This is a genomic window from Bradyrhizobium sp. WYCCWR15520 (assembly GCF_056174665.1).
Genome location: NZ_JBWBWM010000023.1, coordinates 70,667 through 97,466 on the forward strand (window position 1 = coordinate 70,667; position 26,800 = coordinate 97,466).

Genomic DNA, 26,800 nt, shown 5'->3' on the forward strand with positions numbered 1-26,800 from the left:
AGCAGTGCAAAATCAACGTCCGAGCAGGTCGGGCGCGATCTTCTTGCAGGCGTCGACCAGGCCCTGAACCGCGCCGACCGACTTGTCGAAGGCTTCGCGGTCCTTGCCGGCGAGTTCGATCTCGACCACGCGCTCGACGCCCTTCGAGCCGATCACGACGGGAACGCCGACATACATGTCCTTCACGTTGTATTCGCCGTTGAGATAGGCGGCGCAGGGCAGCACGCGCTTCTTGTCCTTGAGGTAGCTCTCCGCCATCGCGATTGCGGAGGCGGCGGGCGCGTAGAAGGCCGAACCGGTCTTGAGGAGGTTGACGATCTCGGCGCCGCCATTGCGGGTACGGTCGACGATCTCGTCGATGCGGGCCTGCGAGGTCCAGCCCATCTTGACGAGGTCGGGCAGCGGAATGCCGGCAACGGTGGAATAGCGGGTCAGCGGCACCATGGTATCGCCGTGGCCGCCGAGCACGAAAGCGGTGACGTCCTCGACCGAGACGTTGAATTCGTCGGCCAGGAAATAGCGGAAGCGCGCGGAATCGAGCACGCCGGCCATGCCGACGACCTTCTTGTGCGGCAGGCCGGAAGCCTTCTGCAGCGCCCACACCATCGCATCCAGCGGGTTGGTGATGCAGATGACGAACGCGTCGGGGGCATACTTCTTGATGCCGGCGCCGACCTGTTCCATGACCTTGAGATTAATGCTGAGCAGATCGTCGCGGCTCATGCCGGGCTTGCGCGGCACGCCGGCGGTGACGATGCAGACCTTGGCGCCATCAAGCGCCTCGTAGGAATTGGCGCCGGTGAGATTGGAGTCGAAACCGTCGACCGGGGACGACTGCGCGATGTCGAGCGCCTTGCCCTGGGGAACGCCTTCGGCGATGTCGAACAGCACGACGTCACCAAGCTCCTTCAGGCCGATGAGGTGAGCCAGCGTTCCGCCGATCTGACCGGAGCCAATCAAAGCAATCTTGTCGCGCGCCATGGGAAATTTGTCCTTCTGAGACGAAGAGTGAGGGGTGGATTAGTCAGCCGGATGGCTGGTTATCCCTTTCGATTGACCGGTTCAAGCCGGAGCAAGCCCAATTCTAAGGCCATGCCTTGAATTCGGTCAGGTATGCCAACGATCGTCATTCCGGGGCGCGCGACAGCGCGAACCCGGAATCCAGAAGTTGTGGCTCGAGATTCCGGGTTCGCGCTTCGCGCGCCCCGGAATGACGGATCATGTCTCCACCAACCCCGTGCTCGACCCGCTCGCCGCGGAATCTTTCCGCCCGTGCGGGAGCGCCAGATAGGACTCCGAACTCATTTCGATCAGCCGCGACGCGGTTCGCTTGAACTCCATGGCCTCAATACCTTCGGTCGCCAGATACAGCGACACCGGATCGGCCTCGGCCGAGGCCATCAGCTTCACGGCATTGTCATAGAGCGTGTCGATCAACGAGATGAAACGCTTGGCGGCGTTGCGCTCGGCGTAATCCATCACCGGAATGCGGTCGATCAGGATGGTGTGATAATCATGCGCCAGCCGCAGGTAATCCGATGCGGCGAGCGGCTTTTCGCAAATGTCGGCAAATGAAAACCGCGCAACGCCGTGCGCCGAACAGGGCACGCGCAGCACGCGGCCCTTGATCGCGATATCGCGCGGCTTGCAGGGCGCATTGCCCGTCATCTTGCGCCAGGCTCGGTCGAGCGCAGCGCCGGCTTCATCATCCGGCGGCACCAGCCACATCTTCACGCCGGCGAGCTTTTCGAGGCGAAAATCAGTGCGCGCGTCGAGCCGCAGCACATCCATGCGATCTTCGATCTGCGCGATGAAGGGCAGGAACAGCGCGCGGTTGAGGCCGCCCTTGTAGAGGTCCTCGGGCGCGACGTTCGAGGTCGCCACCACGACCGTGCCGAGTTCGAACAGTTTTGAGAACAGCCGTCCCAGAATCATGGCGTCGGCGATGTCGGTGACGTGGAATTCGTCGAAGCACAGCAGCCACGCCTCGTCGAAGATGGCGTTGGCCGTCAGCTCGATCACGTCGCTATCCGCGATTTCCCCGCGCGCGATGTTCTGGCGATAGGCGTAAATCTTCTCATGCGCCTCGGCCATGAATTCGTGGAAATGGGCGCGGCGCTTGTGCTGGACCGGCGAGTGCTGAAAGAACAGATCCATCAGCATGGTCTTGCCGCGGCCGACCTCGCCATGAACATAAAGCCCGCGCGGCGGCGGCTCGCTCTTGTCGCCGAACAGCCGGCCAAGCAGGCTGAGCTTGCGCGCCGGCTTGTAGCTCGACAGCCGCTCCTCGAGCGCGGCAAACGCCTCGGCGGCCTCGGCCTGCGCGGGATCGGCCTCGATCGCGCCGGAGGAAACCAGCGCCTGATATTGTGCGTGGAACGAGGAGGGATCGGTCGAGAGCATGGCCCCCTTTCGGCCCCAAGCGAGCGAAAATTGCAAGCCGTGAATTGGTGCTGGGGGTATGCAAATGACGCTACGTAGCCCGAATGGAGCGCAGCGCAATCCGGAGTTCTGCGACAAGCGGATAGACCTGCCCCGGATTTCGCTTCGCTCCATCCGGGCTACATCTATGCTTCACGCGCTCAGCGCATAGGAATCCTCCACCACATAGGGCCCGCCGCCGGTGGACGCGCGCGAGGAGAACAGCACGAAGCGCGAGGCCATGAATGTCCGGCTCGGAAAGTAGCCGCGCACCGAGAGATAATCGGCGACGTCCTGGCTCGACGCATCATACAGCCGCGCCAGCGTCACGTGCGGCGTGAATTTGCGCCCCTCGGGATCAAGACCGATCCGCTGCATCAGCCGTTCGAGCTCGGCCTGCAACTCGATCAGCGGCCGGCTCGGCTCGACGGAGGCGACCACCGCGCGCGGTTTCTTGCCGCCGAAGCTCTGCAGGCCCTGCACCTTGACCTCGAACGGCTTGCGGTTGACCCGAAACAGCATCGAGGCGATTTCGTTCGCCGAGATGCCGTCGATGTCGCCGATGAAGCGCAAGGTAACGTGGTAATTTTCGGGATCGATCCAGCGTGCGCCGGGAAGGCCACCACGCAAATTGGAAAGGCTCTGGCCGATCTCGGCCGGAATTTCCAGTCCAGCAAACAAACGCGGCATCGCATGACTCCCGATGCTTGGGCATGACCTTGAAAAGGACCATGTCCTGTAACAGCGCCCGGTGACGAATCACCGATAGTTATTTTCTACCCGACTTATGTGACTCTGCGAAGCGCGCGGCGCGAGCACACCGCAATGCTACGGGAAAACCTTTGGGTAATATCAGTTGCTCCTTTTTTCAACTCCGCTGCCCGGAGATCGTGCCGAGAAATGCTTCCACCATAGGCAGAATGTTCTTCACGATGATATCGACGCCCTCGGCGGTCGGGTGAATTCCGTCGGCCTGGTTGAGCTTGGCCTCCGCCGCGACCCCCTCCAGGAAAAACGGGTAGAGCGGCACGCCGAACGCTTTCGCAAGCTCCGGATAGATGGCGTTGAAGCGCGCCGCATAGTCGCTGCCGTAATTGGGCGGCGCCAGCATTCCGCACAAGAGAACGGCGATGTTGCGCGCCTTCAGCCGGGTCAGGATGTCGGTCAAGGCGGCGCGGGTGACGGCGGGGTCGATCCCACGCAAGGCGTCGTTGGCGCCGAGTTCGACGATCACCGCTTCGGTTCCCTCCGGGATCGACCAGTCCAGCCGGTCGCGGCCGCCGGAAGTCGTGTCGCCGGACACCCCGGCGTTGGTCATGTCGACCTTTATCCCCTTGTCAGCTAACGCTTTTTGCAAGCGGGCGGGGAATGCGGCCGAAGCCTGCAGGCCAAGGCCGGCGCTCAGGGAATCGCCGAGAACGACCACTTTGACGGGTTTGGCGGGTGCGGTGGCCGGGGTCTGAGCCCAAACCGGCCCGGCCGTCATCAAAGCCATAATCAACACGCGTATGTGCGCAAACATCCGTTTCAAGCCCTCGACCCGAGCGGCGGAAGTGCCATATGACCGAGCCATGGACAGTCTCATCGAACCCTCTTCGCTGACCGGCCTCGAGCCGGACACCATTTCCATTTCCAACGTCAACCTCTCGCTCGGCACCGGCGCGGCCCGCGTTCATATCCTGAAAGATATCAGCCTTCGTGTGGCATCGGGCGAGGCGATCGGCCTGATCGGACCTTCAGGCTCGGGCAAATCGACCTTGCTGATGGTAATGGCGGGGTTGGAACGTCCTGACAGCGGAGAGGTGGTGGTGAACGGCACGCCGTTCAATGCCCTCGACGAGGATGCGCTGGCCCGCTTCCGCGGCCGCCAGGTCGGCATCGTGTTCCAGTCGTTTCATCTGATCCCGACCATGACCGCGCTGGAAAACGTCGCGGTACCGCTGGAGCTCGCCGGCAGTCCCGACGCGGCGGAGCGCGCGGCGAAGGAGCTGGCGTCCGTCGGCCTCGGCGAACGCCTGCATCACTATCCGACACAACTGTCCGGCGGCGAACAGCAGCGCGTGGCGCTCGCTCGCGCGCTGGCGCCCGATCCCGCCATTCTCGTTGCCGACGAGCCGACCGGCAATCTCGACGAGGCCACCGGCAAGCAGATCGTCGACATGCTCTTCACTAAACATGCCGAGCGCGGCATGACGCTGGTGCTGGTGACGCATGACAGCTCGCTGGCGCAGCGCTGCGACCGCGTGGTGCGGCTGCGCTCGGGCCGGATCGACAGCCACTCATGACCACCGTTTCCGAACCCGTCTACTGTAGCCGCGCATCGTCGCTGGCCCTGCGTTACGCGCTGCGCGAATTGCGCGGGGGCTTACGCGGCTTCTACGTCTTCATCGCCTGCATCGCGCTCGGCGTCATGGCGATTGCCGGCGTCGGCTCGGTCGCCGCGAGCCTCGGCGAAGGTTTGACGCGCGAGGGCCGCACGTTGCTGGGCGGCGACGTCGCCTTCTCGCTGATCCAGCGCGAAGCCAAGCCGGAGGAAATCGGTTTCCTGCGGGCGCGCGGCCAGGTTTCGGTGGCGGCCGCGCTGCGCGTCATGGCCCGAAGCCAGGACGGCAAGCTGGCGCTGGTCGAGCTCAAGGCCGTGGACGGCAACTATCCGATGCTCGGAGAGGTGACGCTCGAGCCGAAAATGCCGATGGCAGATCTGCTGGCCGAGCGTGACGGCGCGTTCGGCGCGGCGGTGGATTCCACGCTGCTGGCGCGGCTCGACCTCAAGCTCGGCGACCGTATTACGATCGGCAACGCCACGTTCCAGATTCGCAGCGTCGTCGGCGCCGAGCCGGACAAGCTGGCCGGCAATGTCGGGTTGGGCCCACGCGTTCTGGTCAGCGAGGCGAGCCTGCGCGCCAGCGGATTGCTGCAGCCCGGCAGCCTGGTGCGCTGGATCTACCGTGTGAAGCTGCCGAATAACGCGGCTGACGACCGCGCCGCGACCCAATTGATCGAGAGTGCGCGGAGCGCCCTCCCCGAGGCCGGCTGGTGGATCCGCAGCAGCAGCAACGCATCCCCGCAACTCGAGCGCACCATCAGCCGCTTCAGCCAGTTCCTGACGCTGGTCGGCCTCGCCGCGCTCCTGGTCGGCGGCGTCGGCGTCGCCAACGCGGTCAAGAGCCATATCGACCGGCGCCGCGACGTCATTGCCTCGTTCAAGGCGCTGGGCGCCACGGGGCGCGACGTCTTCACGATCTATCTGACGCAGGTGGTCCTGCTCGCCGCGGTCGGTTCGGTGATCGGGCTGGCGGCCGGCGCGGCTCTGCCGTTCCTCATCGTCGGGGTGTTCGGCAAGCTGCTCCCGCTGCCGGTGATCCCCGCCCTGCATCCGGACGAACTGGCGCTGTCGTTCGTCTACGGCCTGCTCACCGCGCTCGCCTTCGGACTATGGCCGCTCGGCCGGGTGCACGACGTGCCGGTCGCCGCGCTGTTTCGCGAGGAAGTCGCGCGCGAATGGCACCGGCCGCGCTGGGGTTATCTCGGGCTGATGGCCGCGGTGATCGTGCTGCTGGTCGCCGTCGCCATCGGGCTTTCCTATGACAAACGGGTTGCGGCGGTGTTCGTCGTATCCTCGGTGGCGGTATTCGCGCTGCTGCGCGGCGTCGCCGCCGGGCTGATGGCGCTGGCACGCCGAATGCCACGAAGCCGCATCACCATGCTGCGGCTGGCGATCGCCAACGTCTACCGGCCCGGCGCGCTGACGCCCTCGGTCGTGATGTCGCTCGGCCTCGGGCTCGCGGTGCTCGTTACCATCACCCAGATCGACGGCAATCTGCGCCGGCAATTCCTGGCCGCGCTGCCGGAACGCGCGCCCTCGTTCTACTTCATCGACATCCCGACCGCCGATGCCGACCGCTTCGGCGCCTTCCTCAAGCAGGTCGCGCCGCAATCGACGGTTGAGGACGTGCCGATGCTGCGCGGGCGCATCGTCGCGGCCCGCGGCGTCAAGGCCGACGAGCTCAATCCGTCGCAGGAGTCCGAGTGGGTGTTGCAGAGCGACCGCGGCCTGACCTACACCAACGAAGTTCCCAAGGGCTCGAAGGTGGTCGAAGGCGAATGGTGGAGCGCGGACTATAAGGGGCCGCCGCTGGTCTCGCTGGAGAAGAAGATCGCCGACGGGCTGAAGCTCAGAATAGGCGACGAGATCGTCGTCAACGTGCTCGGCCGCGACATTCCGGCCCGGATCAGCAATCTCCGCAACGTCGACTGGCAGGGCCTCGGCATCAATTTCGTGCTGGTGTTCTCGCCCAACGCGTTCAAGGGCGCGCCGCACAGCCATGTCGCGACCCTGTCCGAGATCCACCCGGATCCGGCGGGCGACGCGCGAATCATCAAGCAGGTGGCGGACGCCTTTCCGATGGTGACCAGCGTGCGGGTCCGCGAAGCGCTGGAAACCGTCGGCACCGTCGTCACCAACCTTGTGCTCGCCATCCGCGGCGCCAGCGCGGTGACGCTGATCTCGGCGATCCTGGTGCTGGGCGGCGCGCTGGCCGCAGGCCACCGCCACCGGGTCTATGACGCGGTGATCCTGAAGACGCTGGGCGCAACCCGGGCACGGCTGCTCGGCGCCTACGCACTGGAATACCTGATGATCGGCCTTGCCACCGCGGTATTCGGCGTCATCGCTGGCTCGATCGCAGCGTGGCTGATCGTGACCCGGCTGATGACGTTGAGTTTCATCTGGCAAGCCGGCAGCGCGGCTGGCGTGGTCATAGCCGCCCTGATCGTCACGGTGGGGCTGGGGCTCGCCGGGACGTTGCTGGCGCTGAACCAGAAGCCCGCCAGCGTGTTGCGGAATTTGTGACAATTTGTAGCGGCGGAAAGCCGGGTTAACGCAAGCTTTACACGCAAATGGCGGGCAGAAGCGACATTCAGCCGCGCGTGGAAGCTTGCGTCGAATGTGTTAGTTTCCCACATACCAGCCAAGATCAGTGGCCAGGTTCATGACGTGAAATTAGCGTCGGCAGATCGGGACATCTGAGCTAAGAAATCTAACCGGCGCCGCAAACCCCTTGCGCTCCGCCGGGCAACCAACGGGAATTCGACCATGTCGGACCTAGACCGTAACTACGTATCTCCTTTCGGCCGGGCCGCCGGACGCGTTGACGCAGCGGCCGTCGATGCCGGTCTGCGCGCCTACATGCTGCGCATCTACAACTACATGAGCATCGGCCTGGCCATCACCGGCCTTGCGGCGCTCGGCGTCTACATGGCCGCCGTGACCACCGACCAGGCCGGCGCCGCCGCCCGGTTCGGCAACGCCTTCCTGACGCCGTTCGGCTACGCGATGTATGTCAGCCCGCTGAAGTGGCTGTTCATCCTCGCGCCGCTGGTCATGGTGTTCGCGATCTCGTTCGGCATCAACCGGCTGCGGCCCGCGACGGCACAATTGCTGTTCTGGGCGTTCGCGGCCCTGATGGGCATTTCGCTGTCGTCGATCTTCCTAGTGTACACCCACACCTCGATCGTGCGGGTGTTCTTCATCACCGCGGCGACCTTCGGCGCGCTGAGCCTTTACGGCTACACCACCAAGCGTGACATGAGCGGCATGGGGTCGTTCCTGTTCATGGGCCTGATCGGCGTCATCATCGCGAGCCTGGTCAACCTGTTCCTGGCGAGCTCGATGCTGCAGTTCATCGTCTCGGTGGTCGGCGTGCTGGTGTTTGCCGGCCTCACCGCCTGGGATACCCAGCGGCTGAAGAACGACTACATCTATGGCTACGCCTCCGAGGGCGGCGAGATAGCGGACAAGGCGGCGATTACCGGCGCACTGTCGCTCTATCTGAACTTCATCAACCTGTTCACGCTGCTGCTGCAGCTCCTCGGCCAGCGCGAATAAGCGCCCCGATCAGGTTCACGAGTTGAAGCCCCGGCCTCGCGCCGGGGCTTTTCTTTTGATCCGTGATCGTCATGGCCGGGCCTCACCCGGGCCACGACGGAAAGAGCGTTGATCCAGAGCTGTCTGCTGGTATCTTTTTGCCATGCCCGCTTCTGAAACGTCCGCTCCTGAAATCCGGCCCGCCACCGAGGCCGACCTCCCCGCCATCACCGAAATCTACGAGCACGCAGTGCGCTACGGCACCGCGACGTTCGAACTGATCCCGCCCGATCTCGCCGAGATGACCCGGCGGTTCAAAGTCCTGATGGATGGCGGCTTTCCCTATTTCACCGCCGCCGTCGAAGGCGAGGTGATCGGCTATGCCTATGCCGGGCCGTACCGGCCGCGCCCGGCTTACCGCTTCTCGGTGGAGAACTCGGTCTACCTGAAGCCCTCGACCCACCGGCGCGGCGTCGGCTTTCAGCTGATGCAGCGGCTGATAGCCGAATGCGAGGCGCGCGGTTTCCGGCAGATGATCGCCGTGATTGGCGATTCCGCCAACGCCGGCTCGATCGGCCTTCACACCAAGTGCGGTTTCCAGATGATTGGGACGCACCCCAGCGTCGGGCTCAAGTTCGGCCGTTGGCTGGATACGGTGATGATGCAGCGCGCGCTGGGCGAAGGCGCGACGACGGTGCCGAAGGATTGAGAAGGCTTCGCAGCCCGGATGGAGCGCAGCGCAATCCGGGACGATCTCGCAAGCGGACACGGTCTTCCCGGATTTCGCGGAGCCTGTCATCGGGCGCGCGTTCGCGCGACCCGTTGGCTCTCCATCCGGGCGACAGGATCCCGCCTAAACCAACGCCAGCTTGCGGTCGATCACCAGCAGTACGCGTTCGAGCTCGTGGCCGCGGCGCAGGATCAGCCCGGTCGCCGAGATCACGCTGTACATGCCCTGCTTGCGCGCGAGCCGCGGGTCCTTCTCGATGCGGTAAAGCGGGACTTCGGAAGCGCGGCGAAACACCGAAAACACCGCGCGGTCTTTCATGAAGTCGATGGCGTAGTCGCGCCATTCGCCGTCGGCGACCATGCGGCCATACAGATTGAGGATACGGTTGAGTTCGAGACGATTGAACGTGACCCGATTCGGCGGAGGAACTGCAGTGGCGGGGCGCGCCACTGCGCGGCTCGCGCTTGGATCGGTGTCCTCCGATATCGGGTTCATGGAGCGCCTCCTGTCATCCGACCGACATGATCGCGCTAACCGCGAAAAGCCGCAAGGGGGCTGGAAATGCGAGGAAACCGCATGGAACCGCCGAAATAACGGAAATACCGATCCCCGGGGATTCACGGGATCGTTAGCGGAATCTTATTGCTGCCCCACTTCCGCCAACCGCCTGCCCCGCTGGGTTGCGAGAAAACAATCCTGCGTTGGCCCGGTCCTTTCGGTTCCGGATTCCTCAGCCCCCAGCCCCCCGGGGCCGTCGGGATCGGGCCTGTTCGCAGAAGGGAGTTAATCCCGATACTGGGCCAACGAGAGTTGGTCCTTTTTCGTTTGTGGGCGGGCTGTCGTAGATGCCACGCTCAACTCTGGCTTCGTCGGCTGCAGCACAGCACCCAGTTTGAAATCTTCAGCATCGTAGCCCGGATGGAGCGCAGCGTAATCCGGGGATCATCACTGGCGGAGAAAGCTGTCCCGGATTGCGCTGCGCTCCATCCGGGCTACGGAAGCGCCAGCGTTAATCAGCGCAACGCGGTGTAGGCGGCGCCGAGCATCGCGCCCGGCTTGTCGCGACTGCCGTCCTGGACATAGACGACCGCACCGTCGACGCCGTCGCGGGAAATACTCTCCAGCGGAACGGTCCAGCTTCCCGAGCTTCCGTTCCAGTCGCCGACCTTCACCAGATTGCGCACCACGTTGTAGTAGGTGATCTGCTGGCCACGGTTCTCGCCGCGCCCGATCGAAATCGGTACCGCCTTCGAGACGGAGCAGAGCCAGATTTCGCCGCGGCCCGGCGTTGACACCTTGCTCGCATCGACCGAGACATTGAGCAGCTTGCCCGACAACGTCATCGTCACTGGCACCGACATCACGCCTTCGGTCTTGCCGGTCGTCTTGATGGCGCCTTCGATGGCGGCGCGATCGCTGCCGATCACTTGTGCGGAGCCGTTAACGATCATCTGCGGCGTGTAGAGGTTGCGATCGCCGCGCACATGCGAATAGGCTTTCTGACGCGCGCTGAAGCGCGAGTCTGCCAGCGTGTCCTTCCAGCCGAGATAATCCCAGTAGTCGACCGGCATGCTCAGCGCGATCACCGACGGATCCTTGGCCAGTTCGCCGACGATCTTGTCGGCCGGCGGACACGACGAACAGCCCTGCGAGGTGAACAGTTCAACGACGGCGCGCGGATCGGCATGAGCCGGGCGGATGACCGCGATGATTGCACAGACGCCGAGCGCTCCGGACCATCGCGAAATGTTGTAGGCCATCATCGCTGACATGCTGCGAACCGGCGGTAGTGTTTTCGATCCGTATTTATACGGGGCATGATTTGAGCTCCTGAAAGCGTGCCCCAGACGCGCGAAAGCGGCCTTGTCATAGGCCGCCTTCTTTCTTGTCGCCACTCACTTCGAAGTGAGGCACTGATCACGAATCCGCGTTAAGCCGCGAGTTTGCGCAGCACATAATGCAGAATGCCGCCGTTTCGGTAGTACTCGAGCTCGTCGAGGGTATCGATGCGGCACAGCAGCGGCACGCGCTGCAGCGAACCGTCGCCGGATACGATCTCGGCCGTCAGCGTCTGGCGCGGCTTGAGGTCGCCCTGCAGCCCCCGGATCGTCACCGTCTCGTCGCCCTTCAGCCCGAGCGATGTCCACGACGTGCCGTCCTCGAAGGTGAGCGGCAACACGCCCATGCCGACCAGGTTGGAGCGATGGATGCGCTCGAAGCTCTGGCAGATCACGGCGCGGACGCCGAGCAGGCGGGTGCCCTTCGCAGCCCAGTCGCGCGAGGAGCCGTTGCCGTATTCGGCGCCGGCGAACACCACCAGCGGCACGCTCTCCTGCTGGTATTTCATCGCCGCGTCGTAGATCGACATCTGCTCGCCGTCGGGCCAGTGCTTGGTTAGTCCGCCTTCCGGAATATTCCCGTCGGCGCCCTTCAGCATGAAGTTCTTGATGCGGATGTTGGCGAAGGTGCCGCGCATCATGATCTCGTGATTGCCGCGCCGCGTGCCGTACTGGTTGAAGTCGGCGGGACGCACCTGGTGCTCACTGAGGAATTTTCCGGCCGGCGAGGTCAGCTTGATCGAGCCGGCCGGCGAGATATGGTCGGTGGTGATCTTGTCGCCGAACATCGCAAGAATCCGCGCGTCGACCACGTCGACCACGGGATCGGGCTGCTTCTTCATGCCCTCGAAGTAGGGCGGGTTCTGCACATAGGTCGACGACATGTTCCAGCGATAGGTCTCGCTGTCGGTGGTCTTGATCTTGCGCCAGTTGGTGTCGCCCTTGAACACGTCGGCATAGCGCTTCTTGAAGATCGTCGCTGTCACGAATTTCTTCATGAAGGCGTTGATCTCCTTCGTGGTCGGCCAGATGTCCTTCAGGTACACCGGCTTGCCGTCCTTGCCGGTGCCGATCGGCTCGACCGCAAGATCCTTGGTCACGGTGCCGGCCAGCGCATAGGCCACCACCAGCGGCGGCGAGGCCAGATAGTTCGCCTGCACGTCCGGCGAGACGCGACCTTCAAAGTTACGGTTACCCGACAGCACGGCCGCCGCAACGATGCCGTTGTCGTTGATCGACTTCGAAATCTCCTCCGGCAGCGGACCGGAATTGCCGATGCAGGTGGTGCAGCCGAAGCCAACCAGGTTGAAGCCGACCTTGTCGAGATCCTTCTGCAGACCCGAATTGGCGAGATATTCCGCGACCACCTGGCTGCCCGGGGCAAGAGACGTCTTCACCCACGGCTTGGCCGTCAGGCCCTTGGCGGCGGCATTGCGCGCCAAGAGGCCTGCGCCGATCAGCACGCTCGGGTTGGAGGTGTTGGTGCAGGAGGTGATCGCGGCGATCACGACGTCACCATGGCCGAGATCGAAGTCGCGGTTCTCGACCGAATAGCGGTTCTCGGCGCCATCAGGTTTCTTGTATTCGCCGGCGAGCGCGGTGGCGAAGCCGGTGGAAACCGCGGGCAGCGCAACGCGGCCTTCGGGACGCTTCGGTCCGGCCATCGACGGCACGACATCCTTCAGATCGAGCGTCAGCGTTTCCGTGAACACCGGATCGGCCGATTTCGCCGTACGGAACAGGCCCTGCGCCTTGGCATAGGCGGCCACCAGCGCGACGCGATCAGCCTTGCGGCCGGAGGTCTTGAGATAGTCAATGGTTGCGGCATCGACCGGGAAGAAGCCGCAGGTCGCGCCGTATTCCGGCGCCATGTTGCCGATGGTCGCCTTGTCCGCGACCGAGAGATAGTCGAGGCCGGGGCCGAAGAACTCGACGAACTTGCCGACCACGCCCTGCTTGCGCAGCATCTGCGTCACGGTCAGCACGAGGTCCGTCGCGGTGACGCCTTCCTTGAGCTGGCCCTTCAGCTTGAAGCCGACGACTTCCGGCAGCAGCATCGACAGCGGCTGGCCGAGCATGCAGGCCTCCGCCTCGATGCCGCCGACACCCCAGCCGAGCACGGCGAGGCCGTTGACCATGGTGGTGTGCGAGTCGGTGCCAACAAGCGAATCCGGATAGGCGACCTCGAAGGTGCCGGTCTTCTTGCCGACCGTCATCTTCTCCTTCTTGGTCCACACCGTCTGGGCGAGATATTCGAGATTGACCTGGTGGCAGATGCCGGTGCCGGGCGGCACCACGGAGAAATTCGAAAACGCCTTCTGGCCCCACTTCAGAAACTCATAGCGTTCCTGGTTCTGCTTGTATTCCTCGACGACGTTCTTGCCGAACGCCTTGTTGTCACCGAAGAAGTTGACGATCACCGAGTGGTCGATGACGAGATCGACCGGCACCAGCGGGTTGATCTTCTCGGCATCGCCGCCGAGGGCCTGCATTGCGTTGCGCATCGCGGCGAGATCGACCACCGCCGGCACGCCGGTGAAATCCTGCATCAGCACGCGCGCCGGACGGAACGCCACTTCATGCTCAAGCTTGCGCTTTCTGAGCCACTTCGACACCGCAACGATGTCTTCCTTCTTGACCGTGCGGTCGTCCTCGTTGCGCAGCAGGTTTTCCAGCAGCACCTTCATCGAATAGGGCAGCTTGGAAATTCCCTTCAGACCGTTCTTCTCGGCGGCGGGCAGGCTGTAATACACGTAGGTCTTGCTGCCGACCTTGAGGGTCTTGCGGCATTTGAAGCTGTCGAGCGAGGTCATGTCAGGAAATCCCAAATTCTAGTTATACCCAGCAAGGGTATTTAAACACCTTCAGCGTGAGGCTTGGCCTGATGGCTTGCAGCCGCCGATTGTGTGCTGCATCAAGTTCCGGGCTTATAGAATCTTTCTAGAAGCGCCGCCACACCGACAAACGTGCTGCAGCAATGCGGTACCCACAAATTCTGACTCGGTACCCATCAATTTCAGAGGGCTGTGACGAAGCGAAATGCGGCTCTCGGGGCGCCAAATCGACTGTATCAGGGGCGGCCGCGGGGTGTTCTCTGGCCTCGATTTCGAGGCCTCGTCCGGCGAGGTGCTGGCCGTGGTCGGGCCGAACGGCTCCGGCAAGACCTCGCTGTTGCGCCTGATCGCGGGTCTTCTGGTGCCAGCGGGCGGATCGCTCGCGCTGGAAGGCGGCGAGGCCGAGTTGACGCTGCCGGAACAGGCCCACTATCTCGGCCATCGCGATGCGCTGAAGCCAGCGCTGAGTGTGCACGAAAACCTCTCATTCTGGCGCGATTTCCTGGGCGGCAAGGTCGGCGACGTCGGCCAATGCCTCACCGCCGTGGGCCTCGGCCACGCCACGCATCTGCCGGCGGCCTTCCTCTCGGCCGGCCAGCGGCGGCGGCTGTCGATCGCCCGCCTCTTGGTGGTGCGGCGGCCGGTCTGGCTTCTGGACGAGCCGACCTCGGCGCTCGATACCGCCGGGCAAGCTCTGTTCGTGGGCGTGATGCGGGACCATCTCGCCGGCGGCGGCATCATCGTAGCGGCTACGCACACGCCGCTCGGGATTGAGGCGCGGGAACTGCGGATGGGGGGTGCGACATGACCGCCCTCGCCGCATTGATTCGCCGGGACATCAGAATCGCGCTCCGCGTCGGCGGCGGCGCGCTGATCGGTGTCTTGTTCTTCCTGACCGTCACGGTGCTGATGCCGTTTGCGATCGGGCCCGACCTGCCGCTGCTGACGCGGCTCGGACCCGCGATCCTCTGGCTCGGGGCGCTACTTGCCAGCCTACTCACGCTCGACCGCCTGTTCACGGCCGACCATGAGGACGGCTCGCTCGACCTGATCGTGATGGGTCGCACCCCATTGGAACTGGCCTGCGCCGCGAAGGCGCTGGCCCACTGGCTCGCCGCCGGTGTGCCGCTGATCGTAGCAACCCCCGTACTCGGGCTATTGCTCAATCTCGACGTCTCGGCGACGTCAGCCGTGGCGCTGACGCTTTTGGTGGGAACGCCGGCGCTGACGTTCACGGGCATGATCGGCGCCGCGCTTGCCGTGACATTGCACCGCGGCGGCCTGTTGCTCGCGGTGCTGGTGCTGCCGCTGTCGATCCCGGTACTGATCTTCGGTGTGGCGGCGTCGCAGGCGGCGATTACGGGCCCGCTGCCGTTTGGAACACCGTTTTCGATCCTGTGCGCGCTGTCGCTGGTGAGCCTCGTGGTTGGTCCGTTCGCCGCCGCGGCCAGCCTCCGGCATGGGCTCGACTGACCGCGACTTGACGCCGATCAACTCTCGCTGAGGCAAATTGAAACAAACAAAGCCGCATTGCCTGCCCCGCCGCTGACGACTATCAGGATGCCATGACGCTGATCGACCTCGCCAACCCCACCAAATTCCTGTCGCTGACAGCGCGCGTGCTGCCATGGCTGGCGGGAGCCACCGCGATCCTGTTGCTGGTCGGTCTCTATCAGGCGGCGATGGCTCCCGATGACTACCAGCAGGGCGCCACCGTGAAGATCATGTTCGTCCACGTTCCCAACGCCTGGCTGGCGATGTTCGTCTGGGGCGTAATGAGCCTCAGCGCGCTGGGCACGCTGGTGTGGCGGCATCCGCTCGCCGACGTCGCGGCCAAAGCCGCCGCCCCGATCGGCGCGGCATTCACCTTTCTCGCGCTCGTCACCGGCTCGCTGTGGGGCCGGCCGATGTGGGGCACCTATTGGGAATGGGACGCGCGGCTGACCTCGGTCCTGATCCTGTTCCTGATGTATCTCGGGCTGATGGCGCTATGGCGCGCGGTCGACGATCCGTCGCGGGCGGCACGCGCCGCCGCTGTCCTGACGCTGGTCGGCGCCATCAACCTGCCGATCATCAAGTTCTCGGTCGACTGGTGGAACACGCTGCATCAACCGGCGGCCGTGCTGCGAATGGGCGGCACGTCGCTCGACAAGGCGTTCCTGATTCCGCTGCTGGTGATGGCGGTCGCCTTCTCGCTGTTGTTCGTCACGCTGCATCTGGCGGCGATGCGCAACGAGATCCTGCGCCGGCGGGTGCGCAGCTTGCAGATGATGCAAGCCAGCCAGCAGGCGGCGTGACGCGATGTCGCTCGGTCCCTACGCATCCTTTATCGTGACGTCCTACACGCTGGTGGCGGCAGTCGTGCTGCTTCTCATCGTCTGGATCGCCATCGATTATCGTCATCAGAAGGAGCGCCTGCGCCAACTCGATGCCTCTGGGGTGACCCGGCGCTCCGGCCGCCAGGCGACGGACATTCGATGAGCGCGCCCGCAGCATCGGATCAACCACGCCGCTGGCGCTGGGTGGTGGCGCTGCCGCTGATCGCCTTTATGGCCATCGCCGCACTGTTCCTGCTGCGGCTCTACGGCGGCGATCCCTCAAAAATCCCATCTGCCCTGATCGGCCGTCCGGCGCCGCAAACCACGCTGCCGGCGCTGGAGGGCCTGGTTCATAACGGCGTTCCCGTGCCGGGGCTCGACCCTGCCGTGTTCAAGGGCAAGGTCTCCGTCGTCAATGTCTGGGCCTCGTGGTGCGTGCCCTGCCACGACGAGGCGCCGCTGCTGACCGCGCTGGCCAAGGACACGCGGATACAGATCGTCGGCATCAACTACAAGGATTCGCCCGACAACGCCCGCCGCTTCCTCGGCCGTTACGGCAATCCGTTCGCCGCCGTCGGCGCCGACGGCAACGGCCGGGCATCGATCGAATGGGGCGTTTACGGCGTACCGGAAACCTTCGTGGTCGGCCGCGACGGCACCATCCGCTACAAGTTGGTCGGGCCGGTGACGCGAGCCAATCTGGACAGTGTGTTGAAGGTTGAGATCGAGAAGGCGTTGAAGGCGGGGAGCTAACCTCTTGCGCCATTCCGGGGGCGCATCGCAGATGCGAACCCGGAATCTCGAAACAGGAATCGACTCCAAATATTCTTCCGGTTTTATCTGCCGTTCATTTGCCAGCCATGGCGCCGCCATGAATTCGCAGCTAGCTTTGGGGTGTTACTTGAACCGTCCTTGGAGGGACACCCAATGCGTCATTTCACGCTCGCTTCTCTTCTCGCCACCGCGCTCACGCTCGGCCTTATGACGGCAACGCCGTCGATGGCCCAGAGCACGCAGCCCGCGGCCAAGTCCGAAAGCAAGATGGCTCCCGCGCCGAAAGCGTCCGAGTCGAAGATGGCGCCCGCGCCAAAGGAAGCCAAGGCCGAGCTGCTGGACATCAACTCCGCGACCGCCGACCAGCTCGACGCGCTGCCGGGCGTCGGCAAGGCCTATTCGGCAAAAATCATCGCCGGGCGTCCGTACAAGGGCAAGGATGATCTCGTGAACAAGAGCATTCTCCCGCAGGCGACCTACGACAAGATCAAGGACAAGATCATCGCCAAGCAGAAGAGCTGAGAACTTCTCTCCCACCGCCGCAAGCGGGGAGGTCGCGATCTGTCCTTTCGTCATTGCGAGCCAACGGGTCGCGCGAATGCGCGCCCGATGACAGGCTCCGCGAAGCAATCCATTGTCCCGTTGACGCGGTATGGATTGCTTCGTCGCTTCGCTTCTCGCAATGACGTGTGGGGCGCGATTTGCTAGCCCTTGCTCACATCCCCCGCTTCCGCCTCGCTCGCCTCCAGCGAAGCCGGCTCCAGGTGATAGCGCTTGATGACCGGCATCTGGAAAATCGCAAAGACCATCGTGATCGGGATCGCGCCGAACACCTTGAAATTCACCCAGAAGTCGGTCGACTGCGTGCGCCAGATGAATTCGTTCAGCAGCGCCATGGCGAAAAAGAACAACGCCCAGCGCATGGTCAGGATGCGCCAGCCCTTCGGCGTCAGGTTGAACACCTGATCGAACAGGATCGCGATGAACGAGCGGCCGAATAAAAGACCGCCGCCAAGGATCGCCGCGAACAGGCCGTAGACCATGGTCGGCTTGACCTTGATGAAGGTCTCGTCGTGCAGCACCAGCGTCAGCGTGCCGAACACCAGCACGATGACGGCGGTGACGATCGCCATGACGGGCACATGCCGCACCACCACATAGGAGGCGATCATCGCCGCCACGATCGCCACCATGAAGGCGCCCGTTGCGACGAACAGGTTGAACTTGGCGTTGGCGACAAAGAACACGATCAGCGGACCGAGTTCGGTCGCGAGCTTGAACATCGGATGCGGCTGGGTCTTGTCCATACTAACTTTCAATCCCTGCAATCGCGTTGGCGAAATCCCGCGCGGTGAACGGCGCGAGATCGTCGATGCCTTCACCGACGCCGATGAAGTGCACCGGAAGCTTGAATTTCTCCGCCAGCGCCACCAGGATGCCGCCGCGCGCGGTGCCGTCGAGCTTCGTCATCACGAGACCGGTGACGCCAGCGGTACGATGAAACGCCTCGACCTGCGACAGCGCATTTTGTCCCACCGTGGCATCGAGCACGAGCAGCACGGCATGCGGCGCTGACGCGTCGACCTTCTTGATGACGCGAACGACCTTTTCCAGCTCGTTCATCAGCTCGGCCTTGTTCTGCAAACGACCCGCCGTATCGACCAGCAGCACGTCGATTTTTTGTTCCTTGGCCGCGCTCAGCGCGTTGAAGGCAAGGCTAGCCGAATCCGAACCCTGCGCACCCGCAATGACAGGCGATTTGGTGCGTTCGCCCCAGATCTTCAATTGCTCGATCGCCGCGGCGCGAAAGGTGTCGCCGGCCGCCATCATCACCTTGCGGCCCTCCGCGCTCAATTTCGCGGCAAGCTTGCCGATGGTGGTGGTCTTGCCGGAGCCATTGACGCCGACGACAAGAATGACGAACGGCTTCTGCGCCGCGTCAATCTCCAGCGGCTTGGCCACCGGCGTCAGCACCTTCTCGACTTCGCTCGCGACGACCGTCTTCACTTCATCGGCCGAAATCGCCTTGTCATAGCGCCCGGCGCCGACGGCGTCGGCAATGCGGACTGCGACGGCCGTGCCGAGATCGGCCCGCAGCAGCACATCCTCGATATCGTCGAGCATGGCGCGGTCGAGCTTGCGCTTGATGACGAGATCGGCAACGGCCGTACCGAGCGCGCTGGAAGTGCGCTTCAGGCCGCTCGAAAGCCGCCGCCACCAGCTCTGTTTTGGAGTTCCGGGAGTGGTATCGCTCATGTCGGGGACGTGTTAGCGGTTTCGCGCCATGAGCGGAAGTCACAACAGATCCATCGAAGTTCCCGGGACATCCTTTGATGTTCCAGGGCTAACGGCAGATGAAATTCAGGCCCGCGTGCTCCATCGCGACGGGCTGATGCTGGTCATTGACAAGCCTGCCGGCCTGCCGGTGCATCGCGGCCCCAAGGGCGGGGCCAATCTGGAGGCGTCCTTCGATGGCCTGCGATTCGGCCTGCCGCGGCCGCCGGTGCTGGCCCACCGGCTCGACAAGGATACATCAGGCTGTCTGGCGCTGGGACGCCATCGCAAGGCCACCGCCTCGCTCGGCCTATTGTTCAAGCATGGCAAGGTCGGAAAGACCTATTGGGCCGTCGTGGAGGACGGACCTGCCGAAGATGAAGGCACCATCGATATGCCGCTGGGCCGACTCAACGCCGAGCGCGGCTGGTGGCAGAAGCCGGACCCGGAAGGCCAGAAAGCCATCACCACCTGGAAGGTCTGCGGCCGCGGCGACGGCTTCGCCTGGCTGGCGCTGGAGCCGGTCACCGGCCGCACCCATCAACTGCGCGTGCACACGTCAGCGATGGGCTGGCCGATCGTCGGCGACAATATCTATGGCAACGGCCCACGCTTCGGTGAGCCTATCCTGCACCTGCACTCCCGCGAGATCGTGATTCCGATTTCGAAGAACAAGGAGCCAGTACGCGTGACAGCGCCGGCGCCAGAGCATATGCGGGAGCGGCTGCGAAAATGCGGGTGGAATGGGGAGTGAGCCAGCCAACCGTCATTGCGAGCGAAGCGAAGCAATCCATTTCACAGCATGCGGCGCTATGGATTGCTTCGTCGCTGCGCTCCTCGCAATGACGGCTGAGACTTTTCTCACACCGTCAGCCGCGCGCCGTCATGGCCCTTGATCGCAAGCGGCATCACCGCGCCAGACGTTTCGTCCGATATTGCGACCGGCAGAAAATGTTCAGTCCGCCCCTGCGTCGCGCTCTCGATCAGCACCTGACGCGTTGAACCAATCTCCGATGTCAGCCGCCTTTGCAGCGCCGCCTCGCCGGTTGCCCGCAATCGCTTCGCACGCGTCTTGATCTCGCCGCCCGCCACTTGCGGCATTCGCGCGGCCGGCGTGCCAGGTCGCTTCGAGTAGGGAAACACGTGCAGGAAAGTCAGATCGCACTCATCCACGAGGTCCTGCGAGCGAGCGAACATGTCCTCCGTCTCGGTCGGAAAGCCCGCGATTATGTCGGCACCAAAGGTGATGTCCGGACGCAACCGCCGCACCTGCGCGCAGAATTCGATCGCGTCTTGCCGCGAATGCCGCCGCTTCATCCGCTTCAGGATCAGATCGTCGCCGGATTGCAGCGACAGGTGCAGATGCGGCATCAGCCGTTCGTCGCCGGCAATGACATCGAGCAGGTCACGGTCCGCCTCGATGGAGTCGATCGACGAAATCCGCAGACGCTTCAGTTCCGGCACATGCCGCAGGATTTGTTTTGTCAGTTGCCCGAGCTTCGGCGCGCCCGGGAGATCAGCGCCGTAGCTCGTCAGATCGACGCCAGTCAGCACGATTTCGGCGTGGCCGCGCTCGACCAATGCACGCACCTGGTCCACCACCGCGCCCATCGGAACGGAGCGTGAATTACCGCGGCCATAGGGAATAATGCAGAACGTGCAGCGGTGATCGCAGCCGTTCTGCACCTGCACGAACACGCGCGGCAGGCCGGCCTTGAAACCGTCAAGCAGGTGCGGCGCCATCTCCTTCACCGCCATGATATCGGCGACCGCGATCTTCTCGCTTGCCTCGATACCAAACCCTCTATCGAGCGCCGTGCGCGCATCGCGCCAGGCTTCACCGCGCATCTTCTCGTCATTGCCGACGACGCGATCGACCTCGGCCATTTCGGCAAACATTTCGGCTTGCGTCTGCGCCGCGCAACCGGTGACGACAATGCGCACATCCGGCCGCTCGCGCTTCAGCCGGCGGATCGACTGCCGCGCCTGCGCCACCGCCTCGTTGGTGACCGCGCAGCTATTGATAACGACGGTATCGGAAAGGCCCGCGCGCTCCGCCTCGCGCGCGATCACTTCGGATTCGAACGCGTTGAGACGGCAGCCAAACGTGAGGACGTCGACGCTCATTGTTCTCAGGCGACGCTGGCGAACAGCGCCGGATCGAAGCGGCCTTCATATTCGAAATCGGCCGTCCCCGTCATCAGCACATGGTCGTCGCGCTCGCGCCATTCGATCGACAACTTGCCGCCGGGCAACGCGATCTCGACCGCGCGATTGGCGCGCTTCAGCCGGGCGGCGGCGACCGCAGTGGCGCAAGCCGCCGAGCCGCAGGCCCTGGTCAATCCGGCGCCCCGCTCCCAGGTGCGGATCGTGATGTGGTCACGATCGACGATATGGGCGAGCGTGATATTGGCGCGCTCTGGAAAGATCGGATGATTTTCCAGCAGCGGCCCGAAGCGTTCGAGATCGTAGGCGTTGACGTCGTCGACCCAGAAGATCGCGTGCGGATTGCCCATCGAGACCACCGACGGCGAATGCAGCACCGGCGCATCGATCGGGCCGACCTGCAGCTCGATGTAGCGGGTGTCGCGAAACTCCTCGGCCAGCGGAATATCCTGCCACCCGAACTTCGGCGCACCCATGTCGACCGTGTAGAGATCGGGCGCCGGGCCCTGCCAGCAGTTCAATAGCCCGGCGCGGGTCTCGAAAGTCACCGCGGTCTGGCCGGTCTTCTCGAACAGGCGGCGCACCACGCAGCGCATGCCGTTGCCGCAGGCACCGGCTTCCGAGCCGTCATTGTTGTAGATGCGGATGAACGCCTCGGTGCCCTGCAGCCGCGGCGGCTGTAATACCATCAACTGGTCATATGGCACGCCCGCGGGCGAGGCCACGGCGCGGGCGTCTTCCGGCGTCACGACGGCCTTCGAACCAGCCTTGGAATCGCGCAGGTCCACGACGACGATTTCGTTGCCGATACCGTTCATCTTGGCAAATGCGTGGTTGGCCAGCGCGCTCATGGAATTTCCCAATTTATGCCTGTCTTATATGGCGAATATTGCCGCATTGCCTAGTGCGCGGGGGCATATGACGCATCTGTCATGGGACGAATGCGGCCCTTGCGTGTTAGGAAATGGCACCATTCTGGCGGACGCGGACCGGGGACATGCCGCCGCCAGGTGGGGTGGATGGAGAATACCTGAAATGAAGCTTACAAGCACTTTCCGTGCGGCCGCAGTCGCGCTCTCCATGGTTGCATTTGGCGGGGCCACGTTGGCGCAATCGCCGGCGCCATCTGCCTCGCCGACCGCAAGTCCGTCGGCTGTGCCCAGCCCGGCACCGTCAGCCGTGCCGGTCCCGCCGCCGGCCGAAACCAAGTCCCCGGCAGATGCGCCGACCGCAGAGAAGGCCCCCACGCCCGCGCCGCCCCCTCCCGCCGCCAACGTCCAGACCGCCGACCCCTTTGGCGAGGAATTTACCCTCGAGCCCAAGAAGGTCGTGGTGATGAAGGGCACCGCCAATTGGGATTCGGCGTTCGACACCCTGATCGATTCGTTCAAGGCGCTGACCGCCCTGCTCGACAAGCAGGGCATCAAGGCCACGGGCAATTCGATGATCGTCTACACCTCGACCGACGATACCGGCTTTACGTTCCTGGCGCAGATTCCCGTCGATCAGGACGTCAAGAACCTGACCAAGGACATGAGCATGGGCAAGTCGCCCGAGGGCAAGGCGCTGAAATTCGTCCATCGCGGTTCCTACGACAACATGGACAACACCTACGAGGCGATCACCAACCATCTCGACGACAAGAAGCTGGAAGCCAAGGACACCTTCATCGAGGAATACATCACCAATCCGCTGAAGACGGCGGAGGACAAGCTGGTGATCAACGTCTATGTGCCGCTGAGGTGATGGGCGTGAAGCATGCGCTCGCCCTTGCCGCCGTAACCGCCGCGTGGCTTGCCGCACCCGCATTGGCGCAGACGGCGCCGCCGCCCGCGATTTCCGTGACCGGCGAAGCGAATGTGTCAGTGGCGCCCGATCAGGCGCAGATCGACGGCGGCGTGACGTCCGACGCCAAGACGGCGCGGGAGGCGTCGGATGCCAATAACGCTGCGATGGGCAAGGTGCTGCTGGCGCTGAAGGGCGCCGGCATCGAGGAAAAGGACTACCAGACCTCGCGGCTGTCGCTGCAGCCGCAGTTTGCCACGTCGCCCAGAACCGCTGAGCGCACGGCAGGCATCGTGAGCTTCCGCGCCAGCAACCGCGTCACGGTCAAGATCCGCGATGTCACCAAGGTTGCGAACGTGATCGACGTGCTGGTCAGCGCCGGCGCCAACGATATCGGCGGCATCAGCTTCACGGTAACGCAGGCCTCGAAACATCTGGACGAGGCTCGCGAGAAGGCGATTGCGGATGCGCGCCGCAAGGCCGAGATCTACGCCAAGGCTGTCGGCGTCGCGCTTGGTGAACCGATCAGTGTCGAGGAAGGCGGACCGCCCGGCCCGCTATTCCGCGGCAAGGTTGCAGCCCCGATGGCCGCGGGCGCCCCAGTGGCGCAAGGCGAAGAGACGCTGTCGGTGACGGTGAACGTGTCTTGGGCGATCAAGGCGAAGGAGTAGTCGCTATCGTCCCTGCGAACGCAGGGACCCATAACCACACGGAGATGTGGTTATGCCGAGCTGGAGCTCCAGCCTTTTTCAATCATCAGCAACGGTGAGTATGGGTCCCTGCGTTCGCAGGGACGACGAGAGGTTAGATCTCCACCACCTGCCCCGGCTTCAGCGCCGCGAACCGCTCCGGTGGAATCTTCGCTTCCTTGAGCGCGTCGGCCAATGCATTCACTGGTGCGTCGATAGCCTCATCCGTGAGTTGGAACGTGCCGTGGTGATGCGCGAGCGCGGTCTCGGCGCCGCAATCGGCCAATGCCTTCACGGCGTCTGACGGATTCATGTGCTGGTCCTTCATGAACCAGCGCGGCTCATAGGCGCCGATCGGCAAGATCGCCAGCCGCAGCGGCCCGTGCTTCTCGGCGACGCGACGAAAGTGCTTGCCCTCGCCATAGCCGGAATCGCAGACGATGTAGAGTTTTCCTGCCGGCGTCTCCAGCACAAAACTCGCCCATAGCGCCTTGTTGCGGTCGAACAGGCCGCGCGCCGACCAGTGCCGCGTCGGCACCAGCGTCACCGCGATGCCGTTGCCAAGCTCGACACGGTCCTGCCAGTCGAATCCCTCGACTTTGATTGCACTGTCCGCATCGCGCATGGTGACGTCGTTGCCGAGCGGCGTGATCACGCGCGGCGAGAATTTTTCCGTAAGCTTCGACAGTGTCGCGATGTCGAGATGGTCGTAATGGCCGTGGCTGACCAGCACGACGTCGATCTTGGGCAGCGCGTCGAAGGCGATGCCGGGATCGTTGTGCCGTTTCGGCCCGGCGAAGGTGAGGGGCGACGCCCGCAACGACCACACGGGATCGACGAGAATGTTGAGGTCCCGCGTCTGGATCAGCCAGGAGACATGGCCGACAAAGGACAGCCGCACCTTATCGCCGGAAACGCGCGGCGGCGGCGTATCGCTGTGCGCGTTCGGCACCCAGTCCGGCCAACTTGCGCGCTTGCGGTCGCTGCCAAACTGCCAGCGCAGCACCTCCGCCAATGATTTCGGCGGCACGCCGTCGGGATCGAAGAAGCGCATGCCGTCGAAATGATCGGAGGCGGGACCTTCATAGGTTTTCATATTGCTGATCCAGACAGACGGCAGGCCGACGGCCGTGGCGGCCCCGGCGAGCAATGCAAAGACGCGGCGGCGGGTAATGGGCATCACGACAGGCGGGAGAGAACAGGAGACATGGGGTGTTATATGGCGTGTCATGGCTCAACTTGGAACCTGCGATAAAAACGACGCGCGCTTCACCAGTCGCCCTGAACGAAAATGTATATAATTCAGAGGTTTACGGCTAGGCCACCAGGGCATTACGCCCTAGTTTCTCCTTGACTTTCGCTGCTTCCGGGCGTTTAACCCGCGCACTTTCTCGGAAAGACTTATCTTTTCGACCCGCCGCCCGGCCCATGAGACCGGAGGCCAACGCCCGACAGCGCGATGCGCCCTCGGGCGCGAAAGTGTTTGGAATATCGTCCTGGCGACGATGACGAGTTGAGGCAGCGCCTGCAAGGGCACAAAGGACAACGGCATTGTTCGACAATCTGTCGGAAAGGCTTGGCGGGATACTCGATCGTCTGACGGGGCGCGGTGCGCTGACCGAAAAGGACGTCGATGCCGCGATGCGCGAGGTGCGCCGCGCGCTGCTGGAGGCCGACGTCTCGCTCGACGTCGTCAGGAGTTTTATCGACCGCGTTCGTGAACAGGCGGTCGGCGCCACCGTGGTCAAATCGGTCACGCCCGGCCAGATGGTGGTCAAGATCGTCCATGACGAACTTGTCGCCACGCTTGGCGCTGATGGCCAGACCATCGACCTCAATGCGGTACCGCCGGTCGCGATCATGATGGTCGGCCTGCAGGGTTCCGGCAAGACCACGACGACAGCCAAACTCGCCCGCCGCATGACCCAGCGCGACAAGCGCAAGGTGCTGATGGCCTCGCTCGACATCTATCGCCCCGCGGCAATGGAGCAATTGGCCGTGCTGGGGCGCGACCTCGACATCCCGACGCTGCCGATCGTCGCCGGCCAGAAGCCGGCGCAAATTGCAAAACGGGCGCTCGAAGCCGGCAAACTCGGCGGCTACGACGTCGTGCTGCTCGACACCGCCGGCCGCACCACGCTCGACGAAGAGATGATGAGCGAGGCGGCCGAGATCAAAGCCACCGCCAGTCCGCACGAAGTGCTGCTGGTCGCGGACTCCTTGACCGGCCAGGACGCGGTCAACCTCGCGCGCTCGTTCGATCAGCGCGTCGGCCTCACCGGCATCGTGCTGACGCGCGTCGACGGCGACGGCCGCGGCGGTGCGGCGCTGTCGATGCGCGCGGTGACCGGCAAGCCGATCAAGCTGATCGGCACCGGCGAAAAGACCGACGCGCTGGAGGATTTTCACCCCAGCCGTATCGCCGGCCGCATTCTCGGCATGGGCGATGTGGTGTCGCTGGTCGAGCGCGCCGCCGCCAATATCGACGCCGAGAAAGCCGCGCGCACCGCCGAGCGCATGCGCAAGGGTCAGTTCGACCTCAACGACATGCGCGAGCAACTGTTGCAGATGGCGAACATGGGCGGCATCAGTGGGCTGATGGGCATGATGCCCGGCATCGCCAAGATGAAGAACCAGATCGCGGCCGCCGGGATCGACGACAAGATCCTCAAGCGTCAGGTCGCGATCATCGATTCGATGACGCGTGCCGAGCGCAAGAACCCCGACATTCTTAAAGCCAGCCGCAAGAAGCGTATCGCCGCCGGCGCCGGCCAGAATGTCGAGCAGGTCAACAAGCTCCTGAAGATGCACCGGAACATGGCCGACATGATGAAGGCGATGGGTTCGGGCAAGCGCGGCCCGCTCGCCGGCATCGCCCAGGCGATGGGTTTTGGCGGCGGCATGAAGCCGCCTTCGCCGGAAGAGATGAAGGCGCTGGCCGACAAGATGCAGGGCGGCGCGGGCGGCGGCCTGCCAAATTTGCCAAAGGATCTTCCGGTCGGCCTGCGTCAGGGATTGCCGAATGTGCCGGGGCTTACCGGCCTCAGCGGCAAGCCCACGCTGCCGGGCCTCGGCGGTTTTCCGGGGAAGAAGAAGTGAGGACAC

26 protein-coding genes are annotated in these 26,800 nt (G+C 63.9%); 14 read left to right on the plus strand and 12 right to left on the minus strand.

The window, feature by feature from the left end; all coding sequences use genetic code 11:
- Positions 1-12: 12 nt before the first annotated feature.
- From mdh to AC0QUY_RS25545, 4 genes are all read right to left on the minus strand, one after another.
- The gene (mdh, locus tag AC0QUY_RS25530) at positions 13-981 is read right to left on the minus strand and encodes a malate dehydrogenase (RefSeq protein ID WP_057861534.1); all 969 of its coding nucleotides are present in this window, start codon (positions 979-981) and stop codon (positions 13-15) included.
- A 237-nt stretch (positions 982-1,218) separates the two neighbouring features.
- A complete protein-coding gene (zapE, locus tag AC0QUY_RS25535; protein WP_475388963.1) occupies positions 1,219-2,403 on the minus strand; it encodes a cell division protein ZapE in 1,185 nt (394 codons plus the stop codon).
- 171 nt (positions 2,404-2,574) lie between these two features.
- A complete protein-coding gene (gene thpR / locus AC0QUY_RS25540; protein WP_475388964.1) occupies positions 2,575-3,111 on the minus strand; it encodes an RNA 2',3'-cyclic phosphodiesterase in 537 nt (178 codons plus the stop codon).
- A 178-nt stretch (positions 3,112-3,289) separates the two neighbouring features.
- Positions 3,290-3,994, minus strand: a complete 705-nt coding sequence (locus AC0QUY_RS25545) for an arylesterase (RefSeq protein WP_202639210.1) — start codon at positions 3,992-3,994, stop codon at positions 3,290-3,292.
- Here AC0QUY_RS25545 and AC0QUY_RS25550 point away from each other — a divergent pair.
- The 4 genes from AC0QUY_RS25550 (at position 3,993) to AC0QUY_RS25565 (ending at position 8,996) form a co-directional block, all read left to right on the plus strand.
- Positions 3,993-4,706: an ABC transporter ATP-binding protein gene (locus AC0QUY_RS25550; RefSeq protein ID WP_161850822.1), complete on the plus strand. Its 714-nt coding sequence runs from the start codon at positions 3,993-3,995 to the stop codon at positions 4,704-4,706. The two genes, AC0QUY_RS25545 and AC0QUY_RS25550, sit on opposite strands and share 2 nt — an antisense overlap.
- A complete protein-coding gene (locus AC0QUY_RS25555) occupies positions 4,703-7,273 on the plus strand; it encodes an ABC transporter permease (protein WP_475388965.1) in 2,571 nt (856 codons plus the stop codon). Before AC0QUY_RS25550 ends, AC0QUY_RS25555 begins: the two co-directional genes overlap by 4 nt.
- 243 nt (positions 7,274-7,516) lie before the next feature.
- A complete protein-coding gene (locus tag AC0QUY_RS25560) occupies positions 7,517-8,308 on the plus strand; it encodes a Bax inhibitor-1/YccA family protein (RefSeq protein WP_161850824.1) in 792 nt (263 codons plus the stop codon).
- Positions 8,309-8,450: 142 nt separating this feature from the next.
- A complete protein-coding gene (locus tag AC0QUY_RS25565; RefSeq protein ID WP_475388966.1) occupies positions 8,451-8,996 on the plus strand; it encodes an N-acetyltransferase family protein in 546 nt (181 codons plus the stop codon).
- Between the two features lie 144 nt (positions 8,997-9,140).
- Here the strand turns inward: AC0QUY_RS25565 and AC0QUY_RS25570 are convergent, their stop codons facing one another.
- The 3 genes from AC0QUY_RS25570 to acnA all read right to left on the minus strand — a co-directional run bounded on the left by AC0QUY_RS25570 (position 9,141) and on the right by acnA (position 13,668).
- Positions 9,141-9,512, minus strand: a complete 372-nt coding sequence (locus tag AC0QUY_RS25570; protein WP_161850826.1) for a DUF2794 domain-containing protein — start codon at positions 9,510-9,512, stop codon at positions 9,141-9,143.
- A gap of 518 nt (positions 9,513-10,030) precedes the next feature.
- Entirely contained in the window at positions 10,031-10,789 is a 759-nt protein-coding gene (locus AC0QUY_RS25575) for a DUF1223 domain-containing protein (RefSeq protein WP_475388968.1), read from the minus strand.
- A 158-nt stretch (positions 10,790-10,947) separates the two neighbouring features.
- Positions 10,948-13,668 (minus strand): aconitate hydratase AcnA, encoded by a 2,721-nt coding sequence (gene acnA, locus AC0QUY_RS25580; RefSeq protein ID WP_475388969.1) that lies wholly within the window; start codon positions 13,666-13,668, stop codon positions 10,948-10,950.
- Between the two features lie 226 nt (positions 13,669-13,894).
- Here acnA and ccmA point away from each other — a divergent pair, with 226 nt between their 5' ends.
- The 6 genes from ccmA (at position 13,895) to AC0QUY_RS25610 (ending at position 17,303) form a co-directional block, all read left to right on the plus strand.
- The gene (gene ccmA, locus AC0QUY_RS25585; protein ID WP_475388971.1) at positions 13,895-14,497 is read left to right on the plus strand and encodes a heme ABC exporter ATP-binding protein CcmA; all 603 of its coding nucleotides are present in this window, start codon (positions 13,895-13,897) and stop codon (positions 14,495-14,497) included.
- The gene (ccmB, locus tag AC0QUY_RS25590) at positions 14,494-15,162 is read left to right on the plus strand and encodes a heme exporter protein CcmB (RefSeq protein ID WP_161850830.1); all 669 of its coding nucleotides are present in this window, start codon (positions 14,494-14,496) and stop codon (positions 15,160-15,162) included. Before ccmA ends, ccmB begins: the two co-directional genes overlap by 4 nt.
- A 92-nt stretch (positions 15,163-15,254) precedes the next feature.
- Positions 15,255-15,986, plus strand: a complete 732-nt coding sequence (locus tag AC0QUY_RS25595) for a heme ABC transporter permease (RefSeq protein ID WP_161850831.1) — start codon at positions 15,255-15,257, stop codon at positions 15,984-15,986.
- Positions 15,987-15,990: 4 nt separating this feature from the next.
- Positions 15,991-16,170 carry a heme exporter protein CcmD gene (gene ccmD / locus AC0QUY_RS25600; protein ID WP_161850832.1) on the plus strand — a complete coding sequence of 60 codons (180 nt, stop codon included), beginning with the start codon at positions 15,991-15,993 and terminating at the stop codon, positions 16,168-16,170.
- Positions 16,167-16,760 carry a DsbE family thiol:disulfide interchange protein gene (locus tag AC0QUY_RS25605; protein WP_161850833.1) on the plus strand — a complete coding sequence of 198 codons (594 nt, stop codon included), beginning with the start codon at positions 16,167-16,169 and terminating at the stop codon, positions 16,758-16,760. The genes ccmD and AC0QUY_RS25605 overlap by 4 nt, the downstream gene beginning before the upstream one ends.
- 174 nt (positions 16,761-16,934) lie before the next feature.
- Positions 16,935-17,303, plus strand: a complete 369-nt coding sequence (locus AC0QUY_RS25610) for a ComEA family DNA-binding protein (protein ID WP_161850834.1) — start codon at positions 16,935-16,937, stop codon at positions 17,301-17,303.
- A gap of 182 nt (positions 17,304-17,485) precedes the next feature.
- On the opposite strand, the gene AC0QUY_RS25615 is transcribed toward AC0QUY_RS25610, so the two are convergent.
- Together AC0QUY_RS25615 and ftsY are read right to left on the minus strand one after the other, a co-directional pair.
- Positions 17,486-18,088: a septation protein A gene (locus tag AC0QUY_RS25615; protein ID WP_161850835.1), complete on the minus strand. Its 603-nt coding sequence runs from the start codon at positions 18,086-18,088 to the stop codon at positions 17,486-17,488.
- A gap of 1 nt (position 18,089) precedes the next feature.
- A complete protein-coding gene (gene ftsY / locus AC0QUY_RS25620) occupies positions 18,090-19,037 on the minus strand; it encodes a signal recognition particle-docking protein FtsY (RefSeq protein WP_475388973.1) in 948 nt (315 codons plus the stop codon).
- 136 nt (positions 19,038-19,173) lie between these two features.
- Between ftsY and AC0QUY_RS25625 the strand changes: the two genes are divergently transcribed.
- Positions 19,174-19,809 (plus strand): RluA family pseudouridine synthase, encoded by a 636-nt coding sequence (locus AC0QUY_RS25625; RefSeq protein ID WP_475388974.1) that lies wholly within the window; start codon positions 19,174-19,176, stop codon positions 19,807-19,809.
- A gap of 107 nt (positions 19,810-19,916) precedes the next feature.
- On the opposite strand, the gene mtaB is transcribed toward AC0QUY_RS25625, so the two are convergent.
- Together mtaB and dapF are read right to left on the minus strand one after the other, a co-directional pair.
- On the minus strand, positions 19,917-21,182 hold the full coding sequence (mtaB, locus tag AC0QUY_RS25630; RefSeq protein ID WP_475388975.1) for a tRNA (N(6)-L-threonylcarbamoyladenosine(37)-C(2))-methylthiotransferase MtaB: 1,266 nt from the start codon (positions 21,180-21,182) through the stop codon (positions 19,917-19,919).
- A gap of 5 nt (positions 21,183-21,187) precedes the next feature.
- Complete coding sequence (gene dapF / locus AC0QUY_RS25635) at positions 21,188-22,072, minus strand: diaminopimelate epimerase (RefSeq protein WP_475388977.1); 885 nt, start codon at positions 22,070-22,072, stop codon at positions 21,188-21,190.
- Positions 22,073-22,256: 184 nt separating this feature from the next.
- Here dapF and AC0QUY_RS25640 point away from each other — a divergent pair, with 184 nt between their 5' ends.
- Complete coding sequence (locus AC0QUY_RS25640; protein WP_475388978.1) at positions 22,257-22,967, plus strand: GyrI-like domain-containing protein; 711 nt, start codon at positions 22,257-22,259, stop codon at positions 22,965-22,967.
- The gene (locus AC0QUY_RS25645) at positions 22,967-23,677 is read left to right on the plus strand and encodes an SIMPL domain-containing protein (protein WP_475388979.1); all 711 of its coding nucleotides are present in this window, start codon (positions 22,967-22,969) and stop codon (positions 23,675-23,677) included. Before AC0QUY_RS25640 ends, AC0QUY_RS25645 begins: the two co-directional genes overlap by 1 nt.
- Before the next feature lie 133 nt (positions 23,678-23,810).
- Here the strand turns inward: AC0QUY_RS25645 and AC0QUY_RS25650 are convergent, their stop codons facing one another.
- Positions 23,811-24,875, minus strand: a complete 1,065-nt coding sequence (locus AC0QUY_RS25650; RefSeq protein WP_475389036.1) for an MBL fold metallo-hydrolase — start codon at positions 24,873-24,875, stop codon at positions 23,811-23,813.
- Positions 24,876-25,246: 371 nt separating this feature from the next.
- On the opposite strand from AC0QUY_RS25650, the gene ffh reads away from it, so the two are divergent.
- The gene (gene ffh, locus AC0QUY_RS25655; RefSeq protein ID WP_161850842.1) at positions 25,247-26,794 is read left to right on the plus strand and encodes a signal recognition particle protein; all 1,548 of its coding nucleotides are present in this window, start codon (positions 25,247-25,249) and stop codon (positions 26,792-26,794) included.
- Positions 26,795-26,800 lie beyond the last annotated feature (6 nt).

Coding starts and splice junctions, on each gene's coding strand:
- AC0QUY_RS25570 (WP_161850826.1), bottom strand. CDS start 9,512: ATGAACCCGATATCGGAGGACACCGATCCAAGCGCGAGCCGCGCAGTG.
- AC0QUY_RS25565 (WP_475388966.1), top strand. CDS start 8,451: ATGCCCGCTTCTGAAACGTCCGCTCCTGAAATCCGGCCCGCCACCGAG.
- AC0QUY_RS25575 (WP_475388968.1), bottom strand. CDS start 10,789: ATGTCAGCGATGATGGCCTACAACATTTCGCGATGGTCCGGAGCGCTC.
- AC0QUY_RS25625 (WP_475388974.1), top strand. CDS start 19,174: ATGCTGGTCATTGACAAGCCTGCCGGCCTGCCGGTGCATCGCGGCCCC.
- AC0QUY_RS25550 (WP_161850822.1), top strand. CDS start 3,993: ATGGACAGTCTCATCGAACCCTCTTCGCTGACCGGCCTCGAGCCGGAC.
- zapE (WP_475388963.1), bottom strand. CDS start 2,403: ATGCTCTCGACCGATCCCTCCTCGTTCCACGCACAATATCAGGCGCTG.
- dapF (WP_475388977.1), bottom strand. CDS start 22,072: ATGAGCGCGCTGGCCAACCACGCATTTGCCAAGATGAACGGTATCGGC.
- AC0QUY_RS25545 (WP_202639210.1), bottom strand. CDS start 3,994: ATGGCTCGGTCATATGGCACTTCCGCCGCTCGGGTCGAGGGCTTGAAA.
- ccmB (WP_161850830.1), top strand. CDS start 14,494: ATGACCGCCCTCGCCGCATTGATTCGCCGGGACATCAGAATCGCGCTC.
- AC0QUY_RS25645 (WP_475388979.1), top strand. CDS start 22,967: ATGGGCGTGAAGCATGCGCTCGCCCTTGCCGCCGTAACCGCCGCGTGG.
- mtaB (WP_475388975.1), bottom strand. CDS start 21,182: ATGAGCGTCGACGTCCTCACGTTTGGCTGCCGTCTCAACGCGTTCGAA.
- AC0QUY_RS25615 (WP_161850835.1), bottom strand. CDS start 18,088: ATGGACAAGACCCAGCCGCATCCGATGTTCAAGCTCGCGACCGAACTC.
- ftsY (WP_475388973.1), bottom strand. CDS start 19,037: ATGAGCGATACCACTCCCGGAACTCCAAAACAGAGCTGGTGGCGGCGG.
- AC0QUY_RS25610 (WP_161850834.1), top strand. CDS start 16,935: ATGCGTCATTTCACGCTCGCTTCTCTTCTCGCCACCGCGCTCACGCTC.
- ccmA (WP_475388971.1), top strand. CDS start 13,895: ATGCGGCTCTCGGGGCGCCAAATCGACTGTATCAGGGGCGGCCGCGGG.
- thpR (WP_475388964.1), bottom strand. CDS start 3,111: ATGCCGCGTTTGTTTGCTGGACTGGAAATTCCGGCCGAGATCGGCCAG.
- AC0QUY_RS25595 (WP_161850831.1), top strand. CDS start 15,255: ATGACGCTGATCGACCTCGCCAACCCCACCAAATTCCTGTCGCTGACA.
- AC0QUY_RS25640 (WP_475388978.1), top strand. CDS start 22,257: ATGAAGCTTACAAGCACTTTCCGTGCGGCCGCAGTCGCGCTCTCCATG.
- AC0QUY_RS25650 (WP_475389036.1), bottom strand. CDS start 24,875: ATGCCCATTACCCGCCGCCGCGTCTTTGCATTGCTCGCCGGGGCCGCC.
- ccmD (WP_161850832.1), top strand. CDS start 15,991: ATGTCGCTCGGTCCCTACGCATCCTTTATCGTGACGTCCTACACGCTG.
- mdh (WP_057861534.1), bottom strand. CDS start 981: ATGGCGCGCGACAAGATTGCTTTGATTGGCTCCGGTCAGATCGGCGGA.
- AC0QUY_RS25605 (WP_161850833.1), top strand. CDS start 16,167: ATGAGCGCGCCCGCAGCATCGGATCAACCACGCCGCTGGCGCTGGGTG.
- acnA (WP_475388969.1), bottom strand. CDS start 13,668: ATGACCTCGCTCGACAGCTTCAAATGCCGCAAGACCCTCAAGGTCGGC.
- AC0QUY_RS25555 (WP_475388965.1), top strand. CDS start 4,703: ATGACCACCGTTTCCGAACCCGTCTACTGTAGCCGCGCATCGTCGCTG.
- AC0QUY_RS25560 (WP_161850824.1), top strand. CDS start 7,517: ATGTCGGACCTAGACCGTAACTACGTATCTCCTTTCGGCCGGGCCGCC.